Source organism: Terasakiella sediminum, from assembly GCF_033100395.1.
Lineage (GTDB): Bacteria > Pseudomonadota > Alphaproteobacteria > Rhodospirillales > Terasakiellaceae > Terasakiella.
In genome coordinates, this window is the sequence record NZ_JAWLVJ010000011.1 from 64,960 (window position 1) to 80,790 (window position 15,831).

Genomic DNA, 15,831 nt, shown 5'->3' on the forward strand with positions numbered 1-15,831 from the left:
TGGTCTAGCGGGGACCGGTTTTAGGCGTTAGGCCTAGCTGAGACGATATACATTTTTAAGCTTTTTGAAGACGGTAATGGGGATTCTCGTGTTCAAAAGATGAGGTGTGTTTGTCACATGCGTGAGATTGAATTTGATGCCCAGTTTGGGCAGGGACTTTGCGAAATTTTAGCCGCCGAACTTGGCTATATCTGTTCCTTTATGGGGAAAGATGGGGTCATTGTTGCTTCCAGTGTACGAGAACGTGTTGGTGCCATCCATGCCGGTGCCGCCAAAGTCATGTCCGGCGAGGTCGATGATATCAGTGTCACAGCAGAAGAAGCTGCCGCATCCGAAGGTATGCTGGAAGGCTACAATAGTGCCATTGATATCATGGGCCAACGGGTTATTAATCTGGGGATCGCAGGGCCGTTAAACGAAGTGACCTCCATCGCACGTGTGGTGAAATACTGTGTGCAATCCATGTTGAAGGCTCAGGAAGTCGAAAAAGAAGTTGTGGGTGAATTTGCAACCCAGGCTTCCGTTCTGGGTATCAAAATTGTTGAAGTTGGCGGATCGCTGGAAGATGTGCGTGGCAAAGTGTCTAATCAGGACCAATTGCTGTCTGACCTTCAAACAGGCATTCAAAGTACATCCAAAAGCAATGAAAGCATTGTGCAGTCGGTGGGTGAAACCCTTGAAAGTGCCGAAGCCGCCGCGCATGAGGCCGAATCTTCACGCGAAACCATCAATGGGGCCTTAGGCCAAATTGAAAATTTGGCCAATATGGTGTCTGAAGGCAAAGCCTTGCTGATTGATCTGCAATCCGCCCTTGAACAGGTGGGGGAGGTGGCATCCGGCATTCAAAAAATTGCCAGCAAGACAAACCTTCTGGCCCTAAACGCGACGATTGAAGCAGCGCGCGCAGGTGATGCGGGCAAAGGCTTTGCGGTGGTGGCAAGCGAGGTTAAGGAATTGGCCCATCAGACAAGCGTGGCCACCGAAGAAATTGATAAAACGCTGGATGATCTGAATGTAACGGCTGAAAAACTGATTGAACAGGGGGACCAAAGTGTCGCGCTTTCCACCACCGTGGGGGAAAGCACATCATCCATCGGTAGCACAATTTCATCCATTGAAGGATCCATCAAAGGCTTTGTGGATCGCATGTCCTATATCAATGGGGATGCAACCGAAATCAGTTCTCAATCCAGTTCCCTGATCCATGAGATCAATCAGGCTGTGGATGGCCTGGGGGAATTTAATGGCGTGATTGAAAGTGCAACCGAACGTCTGGATGACTTGATGCTGACCGGTGAAAAACTGATCATGCTGACGGCAGAAACAGGCGTTGAAACCGAACATAAACCCTATGTGGATTTTGCGGTAAAGGCGGCCCAAAAAGTCAGTGCTGCGTTTGACAATGCGGTTGATGATGGGGTGATCAGTCAGGCTGATTTGTTTAACGAGAATTATCAGGAAATTCCAGGTAGTAACCCAACGCAATTGATGACCAAATATACCGAATTCTGCGATCAGATCCTGCCGGATATTCAGGAAACAGGTCTGGCATTCAGAGACAATGTTGTTTTCTGTGCCTGTGTGAATACCCAAGGGTATCTTCCGACCCATAACAATAAATTCTCGCAACCTCAAACTGATGATCCGGTCTGGAATGAAGCCCATTGCCGCAACCGTCGCATCTTTGATGACCGTGTGGGCTTACATGCCGGGCAGAATGAAAAAGATTTTCTGGTTCAGACCTATCGCCGCAAAATGGGTGGTGGGGAAGCTGTTTTGATGATCGATGCCTCTGCCCCAATCTATGTGAAAGGGCGCCATTGGGGTGGATTACGTTTGGCCTATATTCCGCAAAAAGTTGACGACTATTAGGTCTGTTTGTGATTAATCACCTGTTTTTGCAATTCGCATGTCTTTTGATACTGCGGACAGGTGACCACATGGTCGTTCACCATCCCGACGGCCTGCATATAGGCGTAAACAGTCGTTGTGCCGATAAACTTGAAACCGCGTTTTTTTAAATCCTTGCTGATCTTGTCTGAGAGTTCTGTTTTGGAAGGGACCTCGGCCAAGGATTGACATTTATTGTCGAGGGGTTCGAAATCGACGAAGGACCAGATGTATTTATTGAAGCTACCGAACTCGTTTTGCACTTTTTGCATGGCACGCGCATTGTTTAATGTTGCGGCGATTTTCTGGCGATGACGCACGATGGCCGGATTTTGCAGCATGTCTTCAATCACACTGTCATCCAGGGCAGCGACTGCATCAATATCAAAGCCTAAAAAGACCTCGCGGTAGCCTTCGCGCTTGGCAAGGATCGTGGTCCAGCTCAGGCCAGATTGCGCGCTTTCCAGCGTGATCATTTCAAAATGTTTGTTATCGTCAAAGACGGGAACGCCCCATTCTTCGTTATGATATTGCAGGTCAAGTTTGGTTTTGGTCGCCCAGGTGCAGGGTGTCATTTGGGGGATGCTTTCTTAAACAGGATTAATCAGGAAGGCAGACTTTGCCTTTAAAGAGTGCAAGCAAGGTGCGCACGAATAAAAAGGAGATGATGGCGAAGGTTGCGAGATATAGGGCTTGAGCAGCGTAACTGAACCATTCCAATTCGGTCAGCTTGCTCATGATAAAGGTCGCACTGGTAAAGGCCGTCAGTGGGAAGGTGAAGGCCCAGGATGCCATGGAGAATTTCAGGCGCGCCAGCTTGTGAATACGGCTGAGCAACAGAAAGAAGAAGAAGGCTGCCCAGTAATAGATCAAACGTCCCATGATATCGAGTTCGCCTGTCAATTGGATGTAAGACACAAACCCGATGGAGGGGGGAGCCAGCAAGATAAAGAGGGTAGGCAGCAGTTTGTCAGCCAAGGCGGCATGAAACATCAGGCGGTTGATGATCAGGGTCAGCAGGATCATCCAGAATAAAATGCCCCAGGCAAAGAAGAACCAGGAAAGTTCTGCCGTTGCATGTTCGACACCGACCACGGGGACGATGATGTTTCCAACGGCAGGGATGAACCAGGCAGGGGTGCTGTGGATGATTTCATAGCGCCCATGATCAATCCAGCTGTTGATGATCGCCATGGAGAGGAAGAACTGAAAGAAGGTTCCCGTTGCCCATAAAACAAACGATAGTCCTTCGTTAATAGGGAAGAAGGCAGCCCCCAATAACAACAGGCTAATGCTGGCGGCCGGAAAGAAGCTGATCTTGATGGGGTGAGACCAATCAGACAGGACGGCCTGCGGGTATTTCAGCGATTTCAGGGTGTAGGTCGCAAGGATGGCTAGATAGATGATCAGTGTGCCAAAGGCCATGGTCTGAAACAGGGTGCCATTCGGGCTGCCCAGCATCCAGCCCATCTCATAAGTCGCAATGGACAGGCCAGACAGGCCCATGGTCGTTGCGAACATGGTAATGGGGAAATGTTGTAGCCAGCCGGATTGTTCTGACATCAGGGGCCTCTTTATCATCCTGAAATTTACGATAAATTACGTCGTAGTGATGTAAGGTATGATATTGACCCATGCATTGCGAATAATCAATCCATCACTTTTCTGTGAGATAACTACAGGTATGACGTTGAAAGCCGACCACTAAAAAAGGAGCCTCCCGGAAAGGAGACTCCTTTTTAATCGCGATTGTCGATTGATGTGCTTAGTTTTTGAGTTGTCCAGACAAATCAGAAATAGCACGATCGATCATAGCGTTGGCTTTCTGTGCAGAAATGTTGTCTGCCATCAGCTTTTCAGCTGCGGACAGGGCAACAGATGTTGCAAGAGCCTGTACTTCAGCGACAGCGGCGGCTTCAGCTTGTGCAATACGAGCTGTAGCAGCGGCTTCACGACGCGTCAGTGCGTTCGCCAGATCGTCTTTCGACTTAGCTTCCAGGCGAGCTGCTTCGTCTTTCGCACGCTGCAGGATTTTAGCAGCTTCTTCTTCTGCTTCCTGTTGCTTGCGTTTGTAAGAAGCCAGCATTTCCTGTGCTTCTTCACGAAGTTTTTCAGCTTCGTCCAGCTGTGCTTTAATCGTTTCGGCGCGATCGTCCAGTGCCGTGGCGAGCATACGCCCAACCGGTTTGGCAACAGCAACGATCAGAATGATGAAGGCCAAAGCAACCCAGAAAGTCGGGTCTGTATAGAAACTACCTTCAGCGCCTGCGCCGGATGCGGCGTGTGCGACAGAAATCATTAGTTTGTCTCCATTGCTTTAGCAACAGCGGCGTCAACCGCTGCATCATCGACAGCAACACCAGAAAGTTTTTCAACGGTTGCTTTCGCAACTTCGCCAGAAACCTCTTTGATGTTAGCGAGCGCCTTGTCTTTTGCTTCCGCGATACGTGCTTCAGCGGCTTCCAACTCTTTATTGAGTTTGGCAGCCAGCTCATCCTGCTTTTTAGCCTGTTCAGCGTTTGCAGCATCAAGAACGGCTTTCACCTCTTCCTGTGCTTTAGAACGTGCTTCAGCCAAAGAGCTTTCATAAGCAGCAGCAGCATCTTCTGCTTCTTGTTTCAAAGCAGCAGCTTTTGCCAGGTTATCGTCGATACGTGTTTGACGCTCGTCCAGAACCTGAGCAATGCGCGGCAGCGCCACCTTAGCCATGATGAAATACATCGCTAAGAAGGTGATGACCAACCATACAATTTGCGGGGCAAATGTGGTCACATCTAACTGTGGCATATTGCGCTCCTTCCTTAAGAAAGTTCAAAAGGTCACTGAAACGAAAAGGTCAGTGACCCTTGAAAACTTAGATTATCGACTTCTTAGGTGAAGAGGATAAGGAAAGAGATGAGCAGTGCGTACAGAGCAACCGCTTCAACAAGTGCGAAGCCAAGCATAGCCAGGCCGAATACTTGAGATTTAGCAGCAGGGTTGCGAGCAACAGAGCCGATAAGTGAAGAGAAGATGTTACCAATACCAGCACCAACACCAGAAAGGCCAATAACAGCCAGACCAGCACCGATCATTTTAGCAGCAGCGAGTTCCATAGATCTAAGTCCTATATGAAAAGTAAAAATGAAAGACCGTGTGAGCCGAGCTTCGACATTACCTGAAGTCAACAGCTCACCAGTCTTGCGAAAACCTATACTAAGTTGCTTAAGCTTAGTGCAGGTGGATGGAGTCGTTCAGGTAGATGCAAGTCAGTACGGCAAATACGTAAGCCTGCAAGAACGCCACCAAAAACTCGAAACCTGTCAGCGCAACGTCAACAGCAAACGGCAGGATACCGAATACGCCAAGCGGCACGACGAAAGAAGCGAATACTTTCATCATTGTGTGACCGGCTGTCATGTTCGCAAACAAACGAATGGACAGGGAAACCGGACGAGACAGGTAAGAAATGATTTCAATCGGCACCAGAAGCGGCAGCATCACAGCCGGTACACCACTCGGTACGAAGAACGAGAAAAAGTGCAGACCGTGGCGCGCGATACCGATCAGCGTCACACCGATGAACACAGCCATTGCCAGTGTAAATGTCACGGCAACGTGTGAAGTGAAGGTGAAGCTGTAAGGCAGCAGACCAAGAAGGTTGCCAACCAGAATAAACATGAAGAGGGAGAAAACGATCGGGAAGTATTTGCGGCCTTCGTTGCCTACGTTATCTCGGACCATATCCGCGATGAACGAATAAGTCAGTTCTGCCATTGACTGCCAGCGACCTGGGACCAAAGAGCGACCGCCCATGCCCATGATCAGGAAAATGCTGACAACCGCAACGGTCGCAACCATTACAATAGCAGAGTTTGTGAAAGAAGCGTTGATGCCAGCGATCTCAACCGGCACGATCTCTGTGATCGTAAACTGATGTAGCGGATTATTTGACACAGTGCCCTCATCTTTGCCCAAAAATGGGCTAACCCTTTAAATTATCGTCTTTATTCTTGCGTTCAAGGTAGTCCTCTTTATAGCCGGCAGCCATTCCGAGGCCCTGAACGGTACGAAAAACGTTCATAATTCCAGCCGCAGCACCCAAGAAGAAAAACAAGACCATCAACCAGGGCTTTGTGTCGAACACATGATTGTCCAACGCATACCCTATGCCAACGCCGACCGCGATCCCTGCAACAAGGTCCGCCCCACAGCGAATGGCCAGTCCAAACCCTTTAGGCGGTTCGTTGGTTTTCACCTTCAAACCACGTGGAGCTGTAGAAGTTTCTTGCGCCTTCTTCAGCCGGGTATCGAACTCGTCTAGTTCGGAACGATTATTTTCATCACTCATCATCAAAATCCCAAGAAATTAGGGGATAAAAATGAGAGAGAACAACCGTTTCCCCCACTTCTCGGCACATAAGCCGAATGTGCGTCGCAACATATATATGCGCACCCTTCCTGTCAAGGCCCGAAAAACACCTTTTAAGCCATTGATTTTAAATGTGAAAAAGTGGAAATACCACTCACCTTGCGGTAACGGGGTAGGGGAATCGGTAAAAATGGGTATAAACGGGGTTTTGAGATTCCGAAAAGGGCATGATATATTTTTTTCAATTTAGGTTTAATGAAAGAAAATTATACTCATGGATGAGACGGATAAGAAAATTTTACGCATTCTGCAGAGGGATTCCTCTCTGTCGGTGTCCGAGGTGGCGGAACGGGTGAATCTATCGACCACACCGTGCTGGCGTCGGATACAGAATCTGGAAAAAGAAGGGGTTCTGAAACGCCGTGTTGCCTTGCTGGATGAGAAAGCACTGAACCTGAATACCACAGTTTTTGTGGCGGTGAAGACGCGCCATCACGACCTTGACTGGTTCAAGACATTTTCAGAAGCCGTGTCATCCATTGATGAAGTGGTGGAGTTTTATCGCATGAGTGGCGATGTGGACTATCTCTTGAAGATTGTCGTGCCTGATATTCAGGCCTTTGACCGTGTTTATAAACGGCTCATTCAAAAAGTAGAGCTCAGTGATGTATCGTCATCCTTTGCGATGGAACAGATTAAATGCACCACCGAGCTGCCGCTTGATTATGTCTAAGGCACGGAGCCTTAGCTGATCCAGATGCCTGTGGCTTTTAACGGGTCGGAGCTGTCGTTCAGCGTAATGGTGATGATGAAGTCATCATCCGTGCCGGTGAATTTGCATTTGTAGACAAGGCCCAGCAATCCCTGGCGTTTCATGGAGGTTACAAACTGCTTTTCTTTCAGCGTGCCCATGGTTCTGGCAATATTCTGTTGATTCTTGTGGAAGTCATCCTTGGTAACATTCTGCGCCAGGGGGCCTTCAAAGAAAGAACAAAAACCCTCATAATCGCCCTCGTCCTGTGCCTTTAGAATGCCATCAACGATGGGGGTCGCTTTCGCCAGTGCTGCAACCGGGTCTTTGCCAAGTTTGCCAAAATAATTATCCATGGGTGTTTCCTTTCATCTGTTAAGCCCGTTATGAAAGGTTTGGCATGCGGTTTCAATAGTTAACTGATCCAAACGCCCTTGATACGCCAGTCACGATCATCGTCGTTGATAATGACTGTGAGGATATGGTCGTCTTCAGACTTGTCGAAATCGACCTTATAGAGCAGCCATGGATCTCCCTTTTTCCTGATGCTGCAGAGAAAAGAGGTCTGAATGATGCGACCCAGATCGGTCTTCAGTTTTGTCTGAGACTCGTGAAAAGCGGCCGGGTTCAAAAGGGGCTGATGCTTATCGTCAAACAAGGAAATAAACAAATCTACATCTGCCGAATTCTGTGCCTTGATATATTTCATAATTGTTGGATTGAATTGCTCAAGAATTTTTGCCTCGTTTGTACCTAGTTTTCCAAAGTAATTTGTCATTATTCACTCCTTCTCTTTGATGTAGAAGGTATGAAAGGATCAGGCAAAAAAATCCCCGGCGTCAAGCCGGGGAGAACATCAAAAATCAAACAGGTCGGTGGAGATATAACGTTCAGCGAAATCGGCAAAGACGGTGACGATGCGTTTGCCTTTCATGTCTTCGCGTTTGGCGACCTGTAGGCTTGTCCAGGCCGCGGCCCCCGAAGAGATGCCAACAGCAATGGCCTCATCGCGTGCAACGGTGCGTGCCATTTCAATGGCCGTTTCATTTTCAACGGTGATAATTTCGTCAATCAGGTCGGTGCGCAGGACATCTGGCACATGGCCGGAACTGAGGCCCTGGATTTTGTGAACCCCGGCTTCGCCTTTGGATAAGACCGGGCAGGAGGCAGGTTCCACCGCGATCATTTTGACATCTGGATTGCGTGATTTAAACAGTTTGGCAAGTCCGGAAAAAGTACCGCCGGTGCCGATTCCGGCCACGACCACATCAAACTGACCGTTGGTGTCGTTCCATATTTCTTCGGCAGTGGTGTTTGCGTGAATATTTGGATTGGCCGGATTTTCAAACTGTCCCAGCATCAATGCGTTTTCATTCTGGCTCAGTAGTTCCTTGGCTTTATCAATCGCTCCCTTCGTGCCCAGTTCTTTTTTGGTCAGCACCACATTTGCCCCAAACAGGGCCATCATCTTGCGTCGTTCAATGGACATATGTTCCGGGATACAGATGGTCAGGGGAATGTTTTTCATGGCGCACGCCCAGGCACAGGCCACACCATTGTTGCCGGATGTGGCTTCGATGATTTCCGTCTCTGGCTTGATCCTGCCTTCAGCTTCCATGCCTTCGATCATGGCAAGCGCGCTGCGGTCCTTGATGGAATTGCACGGGTTGAAACTTTCGATCTTCGCGAGGATTTCTGCCATGGCACCGTGATTGGCACAGAGACGTTCCAGACGGACAATTGGCGTGTTGCCCACAGTCTGCAGGATATTGTCAAAGACTCTGCCGCGACCAATCATGGAGGATGATTTTTGGGGGTGTGCATCAAAATGTGTCATGGGGCTTCCTCAAATTTCGTGTTTTGAACTTGAGAATAGAATGACGCATAATGGCTGAAAAATGATTTTGAATTTTGCCCAATTATGGTGAAAATAGTAAAAATATTTTTATAAAATTGACTAATTCTAGATAAAAATTCTCACAAAAATGGCAGGGCAATGATAATGCTCAATCTCCTCACAATAATGTGAAGTTTCGTGGATTGGCAAAATGGCCTGTTGCTCCCTACATTGGCTTCAACAGATTTTTTTTACCAAGGAACAAAATTATGAGTGAAGTCGTTATCGAGCCTGTGGGCAAAACCGTTACTGCAACCTTCAACGGGGAAGTGATCGCCAAATCAAACAAAGCGGTAAATCTGACCGAAGGGGCGTTCAAGCCTGTGGTCTATTTCCCCAAAGAAGATATCCGCATGGATTTGTTGACCCAGACCGATAAATCCACCCACTGCCCACGCAAGGGGGATGCGTCTTACTGGACAATTGCCCTGAATGGCAAAGAGTCTGAAAATGCGGCCTGGGCTTATGAGGAACCCACACAGGAAGCCGCTGCCGGGATCAAAGGCTATGTGGCCTTCTATAATTTTGTGGTGAAGGTGGCTTAATTTTTCTTCCACTGTCATTCCTGCGGAGGCAGGAATCTTCCATGTATCCATGAGACCCCTGCCTACGCAGGGGTGACGGTGAGGGTGAACTAACTATCCACCAGTTCTTCCGCTTTCTGCAAATCAACCGAGACGAGCTGGGAAACCCCGCGTTCTGTCATGGTCACCCCGAACAAGCGGTGCATACGCGCCATGGTCATACGGTGGTGGGTGATGATGAGGAAGCGAGTGGACCCGTTGGCGGACATTTCTTCCAGCATGGTACAGAAACGGTCCACGTTGGCATCATCAAGCGGGGCGTCAACCTCATCAAGCACGCAGATGGGCGCAGGGTTGGTCAGGAATACACCGAACAACAAAGCAAGCGCTGTCAAAGCCTGTTCCCCACCGGAAAGAAGGGAAAGGATTTGCATGCGTTTGCCGGGTGGGGAGGCCATGATCTCAAGGCCAGCCTGAAGCGGGTCGTCATCTTCGATCAGTTCCAAATGCGCCTGCCCACCCCCAAACAGGCGGATGAACAAATCTTCGAAATGCTGGTTCACTTCGTTAAACGACGTCAGCAGGCGTTCGCGCCCTTCCCGGTTAAGCTCGTTAATTCCCTGGCGCAGCTTATCAATGGCTTTTAACAGATCATCACGTTCTGAATTCATGGTCTCAACCTGTTCGTTGAGTTCTTCCAGTTCTGTTTCTGCGCGCAGGTTGACCGGACCCATGGTGTCGCGTTCACGCAGCAGTCGATCCACACGTTTTTCCGCTGTTTCAAGGTCCGGCAGTTCAGAACCTTCATCAATTTCTGCCATTTCAGCCAGTTCTTCGGGTTTGCAGTCCAGACGATCGCGGATACGTTCAGCCAAGGCCATACACAGTTGTTTGCCTTGGGTGACGTGGGCTTCAAAGCGCACGCGTTCTTCGCGGCAGGTTGCCAGTTCGGCTTCGGCCTGACGGGTATGGGCATCCACATCGCGCAGGTGCATTTCCGCTTCGGCCAGTTTGTCTGAACAAAGCTTGCGTTTTTCTTCAGCGCGTTCGATGCCTTCAAACAATCTTTGGCGTTTGCCTTCAATCTCTTCCGGGGCTTCGGCCAGCGTTTCCAGTTCTTCCAGCAGATTTTCGCGTCGTTCTGTCAGGTCCTGAATGTGGTTTCTGGCGCGTTCAGATCGGTTTTTCCACGATGTTAGTTCTTCGGCGATTTCATTCAGGCGGCGCTGTCGGTTTTCGCCGTCCCGTTTGATGCGTTCAAAGGCAGACTGATGATCCATCAAAAGATTGCGTTTATCAGCCAGTTCTTCACGCAAGATAGCCAGTTGTTCACGCCCCTGATCACCCTGTGGCAGTTCTTCCAGTTCTGTTTTGGCTTCCATCAGGTTTTCTGCGACATCTTCGCTTTCCTGTGAAACCTGTTCCAGCGTTTCATTCAGGGTTTCCAGCTTGGCTTCCAGCGTGGTGATTTGGTTTTTAAGTGTGGAAAGCTGGCTGCGTGCAGTTTCTATCTGGGAATTGGTCAGGCGCAGGTCTTCGCGGATATTCTTTTCGTTTTCATCCGCCTGTGTTTCTAGGGCCTTGGCCTGTTCCAGACGTTCTTCTGCTTCATCGGTTTTAACACGCGCTTCTTCCCAAAGTTCGCGGATTTCCGCCAGTCGGTTTTTCTGTTTTAGACGAATGGCCGCCGCACTTGGGGCACCGGGGGCGGTGACAAAACCGTCCCATCGCCACATGCCGCCTTCAAGACTGACCAGACGCTGGCCTTGTTTCAGCTGGCTTTGCAGGCTGGCGGCTTCATCCGGTGTATCGACCACGGCAATTTGCGAAAGACGCCGGGTCAGTTCCGCCGGGCCTTGGGCCATGCTTGCCAATGATTTGGTTCCACCCGGCAGATCAAGCGGTTGATCCAGTGGTGGCAAGCCTTTCCAATGAACAGCTGCTTCTTTATCACGCGGGGCTGACAAATCATCGCCTAGGGCGGACCCAAGGGCGGCTTCAAAGCCAGCTTCCACGCTGACTTCATCCAGAATGGGCTGGCCTTCGTCATTTTCTTTGGGGTCCAGCAGTTCGGCTAACGCGTCTTCTTCGGCTTCCAGCTTGGCGATGATGGCTTCGTTTTCGCGGACATATTCAAGCGCACTTTGCACAGCCTCGCGGGCGCGCAGGCGGGTTTGTTCAGCTTCTTCAATGGCTTCGCTCTGTTGAAGCTGACGTTCCATCATCTCTTCCAACAGGGCTTCGGCTTCCATCAGTTCGTCTTCATCAACGCGGGTGGCTTCCAGTTCAGTTTTCTGATCTGCCAGTTCCGCCTTTCGGGTTTGCAGTTTCTGAAGCTGGCGATCCAGTTCGTTGATGCGGTTTTGCAGACTGTTGCGTTTGGCATCACTTTGCGCGACTTCTTCGGTCAGTGCTGTCAAACGTTCTTCACGATCAGAGACTTCTTCCTTGATCATTTCCAGACGTTCAAGGGCTTCTTCGCGCAGCATCTCATCATCTTCGCCCTGAACCTGAATATTTTCACGTTCATTTTCCAAGCGGCGATGCGCTGCTTCGGCATCTTTGGAAAAGTCGTTTTCGCGTTCCAGATCCTGTGTCGCCTGATCGATGCGTCGGGTCAGTTCTGCCTTCGCATCACCCAGGCGTTTTTCTTCGTTATCCAACTGTTCGCGCGCAATGGACAGGCGGTGCAGTTCGGCTGCTGCTGCCACTTCGGCTTCACGAAGGGCAGGCAGATGGGTGGAGGCTTCAGCCTGAACTTTGGAGGCTTCGGCGGCACGTGACGTTAAGTCATTCACGCGTTTCTCAGCTTCCTTGAAAGCTTTGCGTGCCCCGTCCAGTTCATCCAGTGCATTGCCCCATCGCATATGGAACAGCAGGCTTTCAGCTTTTCGGATACGGTCCGAGATTGTTTTGTATCGGCTGGCCTGACGGGCTTGTTTTTGCAGGTTTTTATGCTGGGCTTCCAGTGTGACCAGCACGTCATCCAGGCGCCCAAGGTTGGTTTCTGCCCCGCGAAGGCGCAGTTCAGCTTCGTGACGGCGTGAATGTAGTCCCGTGATCCCGGCGGCTTCTTCCAGAATCATGCGCCGTGCTTGAGGTTTCGCGCTAATGATCTGCCCGATCTTGCCTTGGGAAACCATGGCGGTGGAGCGCGCCCCGGTCGCTGCGTCAGCAAAGAGAAGCTGGACATCACGCGCGCGCACATCCTGACCGTTAACTTTGTAGTTTGACCCTTTGGATCGTTCAATCCGGCGGGTGACCTGCAGTTCGGCGTCGTCATTAAAAAGGGCCGGGGCTGTGCGTTCTGCATTATCCAGCAGCAGGGCGACTTCGGCCACATTACGGGCCGGGCGGTTGCCGGAGCCTGCAAAGATTACGTCATCCATTTCTCCGCCGCGCATTTGCTTGGCCGATGTTTCCCCCATCACCCAACGCAGCGCTTCAACAAGATTGGATTTTCCACAGCCGTTTGGTCCGACCACACCGGTCAAACCGGTATTGATCAGAAGCTCGGAATGGTCCACGAAGGACTTGAACCCTGTTAAGCGAAGTTTCTTGAACTGAATCAAGGGCGGATGACCTGTCCCAAAAAGAAAAACGACCCCGAATATACGAGGCCGTTTTCAGATAGGCAAATCCAAACTTGTGAAAGTGGCTTACAGCTTGCTTTCGATGATGTTTTTGAATTTCTCATAATCGCCGCCACCTACGACAACCTCGTCATTGATGACGAAGCTTGGAGTGGACTGGATTTTATAGTTATCCATGGCTTCTTTGCGCACAGAGATGATTTTATCCAGCAACTTGGTGTTTTCCAGGCACGAATCGACCTTTTCTTGAGACAGGCCAGCCAGTTTCGCCAGACGGGTAATATCGGCGAGTGGGGTGACGGAACGTGCCCATTTGGATTGCTGCTTCATCAGAAGGTCAACAAATCCATTGTAACGTTCGGGCGCAACACAACGTGAAATCAAAGCTGCAGTTGCCCCAACCCGATCAAATGGGAAATCACGGAAAATCATCTTCACCTTGCCCGTATCAATAAAATCTTTTTTGATTTGTGGCAGGGTTTCAATGTGGAAAGAAGCACAATGCGGGCAGGTCATGGACGCATATTCGATCATGGTGACAGGCGCATTGGGATCACCAAGGACGCGTTCCTCGTATTCCATTTCGGCTTGTGCAGCAAAGGATGCACCGATCATAGCGACGGTGAGGGCGATAAAACGGACAAATTTCTTCACGTGGAAAGCTCCAGACTGTGTGATAATTACTTCAGTTATGGAGAAGCTAGAGGCCGATTGTGGCAAGAAAAGGGTGATCTGATCACAAAAAGTTTACCCGTTGCGCCCTTTTATGACCTTGCCGAGACCTTCAAAAGCGGCGCGCAGGTCCGGATCGCTGATATTGGCAATCATTTTTTTGATGTTGGGGGAGAGTTCAGCCGCTGGTGTAATGCGCGCGGCCATGACCTTGCGCGCTGCCCGATTACCCGTACTGTCGAAATCTTCATAGAAACGTTTAGATATGCGAATTTCAGAAACGGCCGAAAAACCAAAGTGACTGTTAATGCGGAAAATGATCTGCTGGGTATGGTGTTGAATGATGGTGTTGAAGCCTGCACGTACCTTGACATAAAGGGTCCCGTTGTTGCGCGCCTTGGGCGGGAAGGTGACCCGTTCGGCCTGCGTGTTTTTAGCCAGGGCGGACCCGACAATTTCTTCCCAGTTGCGAACGATGGACGCCCCAACCAGACCCAACTGGTTCAGGCCTGGTTCAATCACATCAAAGCTTAAATCTTCGACGCCTTTGGTGCGGGCATGGCGTACCGGGCGGATACGGGTTTTGGAAGTATCGCGGTAATCTTCAGGCAGCAAATGTGGATTGGCGCGTGCAAAGGCTTTTTCAGCATCTTCACGCGCAATCTCTTTGTCCGTATCTGTTGTGGTTTCCAGAATTTGATCCAGATAAGGTTTGCCACGATCTGTTCTAAGCCAGTTATCAAACGCATCGCGAAACTGTTTTAAGGATTTTTTGCGTTTGTTGTCCTGTTTGCGGTACGCATCATCGGTTTTATAGGCTTCCTCACATTGGCGCAAAATCAGGCTGGCTTTATGCTCATTGCCAGCTTTGGCGAGGCAGCGTTCCAGTTTTTGGGCGTGAAGGCGGGCTTTTTCAGAAAACAACCAAGTGCGAAAGCGCTTGGACAGGCTGCGATTTCTGCGTCCTTCTTCTCTGTTGAGGAAATCTTCGATGGTCTGGTTCATGAAAGGCCCTTGAATTCTGAATGCACAAAGCATACTCCTTACCTGTTAAAAACACACGAAAGAAGTTCATGTCAACGCGTGCTGCACAATTATTGGACTGGTATGATCGCGAACGCCGCGATCTGCCTTGGCGGATGGTTCCGGGCAAGAAGGCTGATCCTTATAAAGTCTGGATGAGTGAGATCATGTTGCAGCAAACCACCGTTGCGACCGTGAAATCCTATTACAAAGCTTTTCTTGAAAAATGGCCTACCGTACAGGATTTGGCAGGCGCTGAACTGGATGAAGTCCTGCATGCCTGGCAGGGACTGGGATATTATGCCCGTGCGCGCAATCTGCATAAATGCGCACAGGTGGTGACGCGCGATCACAACGGACGCTTCCCGGAAAGTGAAAAGAAGCTTCTGGATTTGCCGGGGATCGGTCCTTATACCGCAGCCGCTGTGGCCTCTATCGCATTCGGGCTGAAGGCGACGCCGGTGGATGGCAATGTGGAACGGGTGATCTCTCGCCTGTTCAAGGTGGAAGAAACCCTGCCCAAAGCCAAGAAAGAACTGACCGAACTGGCCCAAACCCTGACGCCAACTGAACGCGCGGGTGATTTCGCGCAAGCCATGATGGATTTGGGGGCAACCATCTGTACCCCGAAAAAAGCAGCCTGTGGTTTGTGTCCCTGGATGAAGGATTGTGAAGCACGCTTGAAGGCCGAACCAACTGATTATCCCAGAAAAGAACCCAAGAAACCAAAACCAACAAAGAAAGCGTATGTTTTTTGGCTGACCCGTGCAGATGGGGCGGTGTTGTTGAGAAAACGCCCGGAAAAAGGTTTGCTGGGTGGGTTGATGGAGTTCCCTTCCAGTGACTGGATTGAAAATCTGGTGGATCAGAAAACTGCGCTGCGTCAGGCCCCGGCGGACGCGTTGTGGAAACGCAAGGAAGGTCTGGTCAAACATACCTTTACTCATTTCCATCTGGAACTGAACCCTCTGGTCGGGCGGGTGCAGGGCAATCCCCCTGTGAACGGTCAGTGGGTCCGGATTGAAGATTTGAAAGATCATGCCCTGCCGACCTTGATGAAAAAAGTCTCTAAGCTTGCCATAGAGAGTTAAGGGCCGACTTGCGCATTAAAAATTGTATTGCCTGCTGGT

Annotated in this window: 17 protein-coding genes; 4 read left to right on the plus strand and 13 right to left on the minus strand. The window is 50.0% G+C overall.

Annotated elements, in window-relative coordinates; translation table 11 throughout:
- Nucleotides 1–117: 117 nt before the first annotated feature.
- The gene (locus RYZ26_RS10370; RefSeq protein ID WP_317683132.1) at nucleotides 118–1,872 is read left to right on the plus strand and encodes a methyl-accepting chemotaxis protein; all 1,755 of its coding nucleotides are present in this window, start codon (nucleotides 118–120) and stop codon (nucleotides 1,870–1,872) included.
- Here the strand turns inward: RYZ26_RS10370 and RYZ26_RS10375 are convergent.
- The 7 genes from RYZ26_RS10375 to RYZ26_RS10405 form a co-directional block, all read right to left on the minus strand.
- The gene (locus RYZ26_RS10375) at nucleotides 1,869–2,465 is read right to left on the minus strand and encodes a DNA-3-methyladenine glycosylase I (protein WP_317683133.1); all 597 of its coding nucleotides are present in this window, start codon (nucleotides 2,463–2,465) and stop codon (nucleotides 1,869–1,871) included. The genes RYZ26_RS10370 and RYZ26_RS10375 overlap by 4 nt on opposite strands.
- A gap of 25 nt (nucleotides 2,466–2,490) precedes the next feature.
- Entirely contained in the window at nucleotides 2,491–3,453 is a 963-nt protein-coding gene (locus RYZ26_RS10380; RefSeq protein WP_317683134.1) for an SLAC1 anion channel family protein, read from the minus strand.
- A 202-nt stretch (nucleotides 3,454–3,655) separates the two neighbouring features.
- On the minus strand, nucleotides 3,656–4,189 hold the full coding sequence (locus tag RYZ26_RS10385; protein ID WP_317683135.1) for a F0F1 ATP synthase subunit B family protein: 534 nt from the start codon (nucleotides 4,187–4,189) through the stop codon (nucleotides 3,656–3,658).
- On the minus strand, nucleotides 4,189–4,677 hold the full coding sequence (locus tag RYZ26_RS10390) for a F0F1 ATP synthase subunit B family protein (RefSeq protein WP_317683136.1): 489 nt from the start codon (nucleotides 4,675–4,677) through the stop codon (nucleotides 4,189–4,191). The genes RYZ26_RS10385 and RYZ26_RS10390 overlap by 1 nt, the downstream gene beginning before the upstream one ends.
- An 83-nt stretch (nucleotides 4,678–4,760) precedes the next feature.
- Complete coding sequence (locus tag RYZ26_RS10395; protein WP_317683137.1) at nucleotides 4,761–4,985, minus strand: ATP synthase subunit C family protein; 225 nt, start codon at nucleotides 4,983–4,985, stop codon at nucleotides 4,761–4,763.
- A 115-nt stretch (nucleotides 4,986–5,100) separates the two neighbouring features.
- On the minus strand, nucleotides 5,101–5,826 hold the full coding sequence (locus tag RYZ26_RS10400) for a F0F1 ATP synthase subunit A (RefSeq protein WP_317683138.1): 726 nt from the start codon (nucleotides 5,824–5,826) through the stop codon (nucleotides 5,101–5,103).
- A gap of 28 nt (nucleotides 5,827–5,854) precedes the next feature.
- On the minus strand, nucleotides 5,855–6,220 hold the full coding sequence (locus tag RYZ26_RS10405; RefSeq protein WP_317683139.1) for an AtpZ/AtpI family protein: 366 nt from the start codon (nucleotides 6,218–6,220) through the stop codon (nucleotides 5,855–5,857).
- Between the two features lie 295 nt (nucleotides 6,221–6,515).
- Between RYZ26_RS10405 and RYZ26_RS10410 the strand changes: the two genes are divergently transcribed.
- Nucleotides 6,516–6,974 (plus strand): Lrp/AsnC family transcriptional regulator, encoded by a 459-nt coding sequence (locus RYZ26_RS10410; RefSeq protein WP_317683140.1) that lies wholly within the window; start codon nucleotides 6,516–6,518, stop codon nucleotides 6,972–6,974.
- Nucleotides 6,975–6,985: 11 nt separating this feature from the next.
- Here RYZ26_RS10410 and RYZ26_RS10415 read toward each other — a convergent pair whose 3' ends face one another.
- From RYZ26_RS10415 to cysK, 3 genes are all read right to left on the minus strand, one after another.
- The gene (locus tag RYZ26_RS10415) at nucleotides 6,986–7,348 is read right to left on the minus strand and encodes a hypothetical protein (RefSeq protein ID WP_317683141.1); all 363 of its coding nucleotides are present in this window, start codon (nucleotides 7,346–7,348) and stop codon (nucleotides 6,986–6,988) included.
- A 59-nt stretch (nucleotides 7,349–7,407) separates the two neighbouring features.
- Nucleotides 7,408–7,770 carry a hypothetical protein gene (locus RYZ26_RS10420; RefSeq protein ID WP_317683142.1) on the minus strand — a complete coding sequence of 121 codons (363 nt, stop codon included), beginning with the start codon at nucleotides 7,768–7,770 and terminating at the stop codon, nucleotides 7,408–7,410.
- A 78-nt stretch (nucleotides 7,771–7,848) separates the two neighbouring features.
- Nucleotides 7,849–8,829, minus strand: coding sequence for a cysteine synthase A (cysK, locus tag RYZ26_RS10425; RefSeq protein WP_317683143.1), 981 nt, complete (start codon nucleotides 8,827–8,829; stop codon nucleotides 7,849–7,851).
- A gap of 269 nt (nucleotides 8,830–9,098) precedes the next feature.
- Between cysK and RYZ26_RS10430 the strand changes: the two genes are divergently transcribed.
- Entirely contained in the window at nucleotides 9,099–9,434 is a 336-nt protein-coding gene (locus RYZ26_RS10430) for a DUF427 domain-containing protein (RefSeq protein ID WP_317683144.1), read from the plus strand.
- 89 nt (nucleotides 9,435–9,523) lie between these two features.
- Here RYZ26_RS10430 and smc read toward each other — a convergent pair whose 3' ends face one another.
- The 3 genes from smc to RYZ26_RS10445 form a co-directional block, all read right to left on the minus strand.
- The gene (gene smc, locus RYZ26_RS10435; RefSeq protein ID WP_317683145.1) at nucleotides 9,524–12,985 is read right to left on the minus strand and encodes a chromosome segregation protein SMC; all 3,462 of its coding nucleotides are present in this window, start codon (nucleotides 12,983–12,985) and stop codon (nucleotides 9,524–9,526) included.
- An 87-nt stretch (nucleotides 12,986–13,072) separates the two neighbouring features.
- A complete protein-coding gene (locus tag RYZ26_RS10440; RefSeq protein WP_317683146.1) occupies nucleotides 13,073–13,660 on the minus strand; it encodes a DsbA family protein in 588 nt (195 codons plus the stop codon).
- Between the two features lie 93 nt (nucleotides 13,661–13,753).
- The gene (locus RYZ26_RS10445; protein WP_317683147.1) at nucleotides 13,754–14,683 is read right to left on the minus strand and encodes a DUF721 domain-containing protein; all 930 of its coding nucleotides are present in this window, start codon (nucleotides 14,681–14,683) and stop codon (nucleotides 13,754–13,756) included.
- Nucleotides 14,684–14,751: 68 nt separating this feature from the next.
- Between RYZ26_RS10445 and mutY the strand changes: the two genes are divergently transcribed.
- A complete protein-coding gene (gene mutY, locus RYZ26_RS10450; protein ID WP_317683148.1) occupies nucleotides 14,752–15,792 on the plus strand; it encodes an A/G-specific adenine glycosylase in 1,041 nt (346 codons plus the stop codon).
- Nucleotides 15,793–15,831: the final 39 nt, after the last annotated feature.